This window comes from Phenylobacterium sp. (assembly GCF_024508875.1).
Taxonomy (GTDB): domain Bacteria; phylum Pseudomonadota; class Alphaproteobacteria; order Caulobacterales; family Caulobacteraceae; genus Phenylobacterium.
This window is the reverse complement of record NZ_JANINU010000310.1, coordinates 1-1,902: the sequence shown is the minus strand read 5'-3', so window position 1 is coordinate 1,902 and position 1,902 is coordinate 1. Positions and strand designations below refer to the sequence as shown.

1 protein-coding gene and 1 pseudogene are annotated in these 1,902 nt (G+C 70.6%); one reads left to right on the top strand and one right to left on the bottom strand.

Annotation, left to right across the window (positions count from 1 at the left end; translation table 11 throughout):
• Positions 1–197: pseudogene (locus Q0L11_RS20670) on the bottom strand (methyltransferase); the annotation flags it as partial.
• 188 nt (positions 198–385) lie between these two features.
• Here Q0L11_RS20670 and Q0L11_RS20665 point away from each other — a divergent pair.
• On the top strand, positions 386–1,902 hold a 1,517-nt coding region (locus Q0L11_RS20665; RefSeq protein WP_296599773.1), incomplete at its 3' end, for an ATP-binding protein.

The following is a 1,902-nucleotide window of genomic DNA, read 5'->3' as shown; positions in this document are numbered from 1 at the left end:
GCCTGGCCGCCGGCCCAGGCGAAGGCCCAGAAGGGCGGGGGCAGGCCGATCTCGGCCAGGGCCTCCTCGGTCATGCGCCAGATGGGGGTCATCTCGTCGGCGAGGCGGAGCTGCAGTTCGGGCGTGTGCGGGGGGGACTGCAGGCGCGTGTGTTCGAGGACGAACGCGCGGCGCGCCTCTGCGGTGGGGGCGATCATGTGCGACCTCTCGCCGCATTGCCCGGAATGGGCAACAGCAGGGCGCTGAATTTGCCGCCGATTAACGCTTTGGCATCAAGCCTTTCCGCGAAGGGCGGACCTTGGGAGGGCCGGGGGATATGGGCGCAGTGCTGCCGGCACAGGCCCCTAGGACGGGATGGTTCGGCGCGGGCCTCGAGGGCCGTGTCGTGCGCGTCGCGCTGACCTCGACGATCGTCGCGATGCTGGCGGCGTTCTCCCTCTACCAGTACCGCAACTGGGCCGCCGACCGCGAGGACCTGGCGGCCGACTCCGTTCGACTGGCCCACGCCATGAGCGTCGCGGCCCATCGCGGCGTGACGCACGGGGATGCGGCCGCGATCGTCGCCGCCAACCGGCTGCTGGACGGCAGCGAACACGCCGTCGCGGCGGCCTACGCCGACCTGAAGGGCCATCGCATCGAGATCGGGAAATCCCGCGGGCTGGGCGAGAAGCTGAAGTTCAAGGGCGTGACTTCGGTGCTCGCGCGCTACCGCGCCGAGGGGCTGGAGGTGCGCGTCCCGCACTACGAGGCGGGGCGCCAGGTCGGCGAACTGGTGCTGTGGGTCGACGACCACGAGATCCTCGCCGAGCGGATCACCAACATCGGCATCGCGCTGGCCCTGACCCTGGTGGCGACGGCCGCCGCCGGGCTGGTGGCGCGGCGGCTGGCGCGGCGCGCGCTGGCCCCACTGTACGCCCTGAACGACGGGATGGAGGCGGTGACCGCCTCCCGCGATTTCAGCGCGCGACTGCCCATCGCGCACGAGGACGAGGTGGGCCAGCTCACCCGCCGCTTCAACCGCCTGCTGGGCGCGCTGGACGACTACGACAAAAGCCTGCGGGGCGCGCTGTTCGAGGTGACCTCGGCCCGCGACGCGGCCGAGCAGGCCAATGTGATGAAGTCGCAGTTCCTGGCCAACATGGGCCACGAGCTGCGCACCCCGCTGAACGGCGTTCTGGGCATGAGCCAGGCGCTGATGCTGGACGACCTGACCGCCGAACAGCGCGAGCGCGTCGGGGTGATCCAGTCGTCGGGTACGGCGCTGCTGACCCTGCTGAACGACGTGCTGGATCTGTCCGACCTGGAACAGGGGCGCGTGCAAATCGAGGCGTCGCCGTTCTGCTTCGAAACGGTGGCGCGACAGGCCTGCGAGACCGCGATGACGCTGGCCGAGTCCAAGGGCCTAAGCCTGGAGATCGAGCTGGATCCGTCGGTCCTGGGGCCGTGGGTCGGCGACGCCGCCCGACTGCGGCACGTGATCTACAAGCTGGTGGCCAATGGACTGAAGTTCACCGCCGAGGGCGGCGTCACGGTGCGGGCCACGGGCGGGGTCTCGGGACTGGTGATCACGGTGTCCGACACCGGCATCGGCATCGCGCCCGAGCTGATGCCGCGGCTGTTCGAGAAGTTCGTCCAGGGCGAGGGCGAGTCGACCCGGCGCTATGGCGGCGCGGGCCTGGGCCTGTCGATCTGCCGCCAGCTCGTTGAGCTGATGGGCGGGACGATCGCGGTGGAGAGCGCGCCCGGCCGCGGCAGCGTCTTCACGGTGATGCTGCACGTGGAGCGTGGTGAGGTGGAAGACCGGAGCGAGGCCGCGATGCACGTGGCCGACCTGCGGGTGTTGGTCGCCGAGGACAACGAGACGAACCAGCGGGTGGTGCGCACGGTGCTGAACGCCCTGGG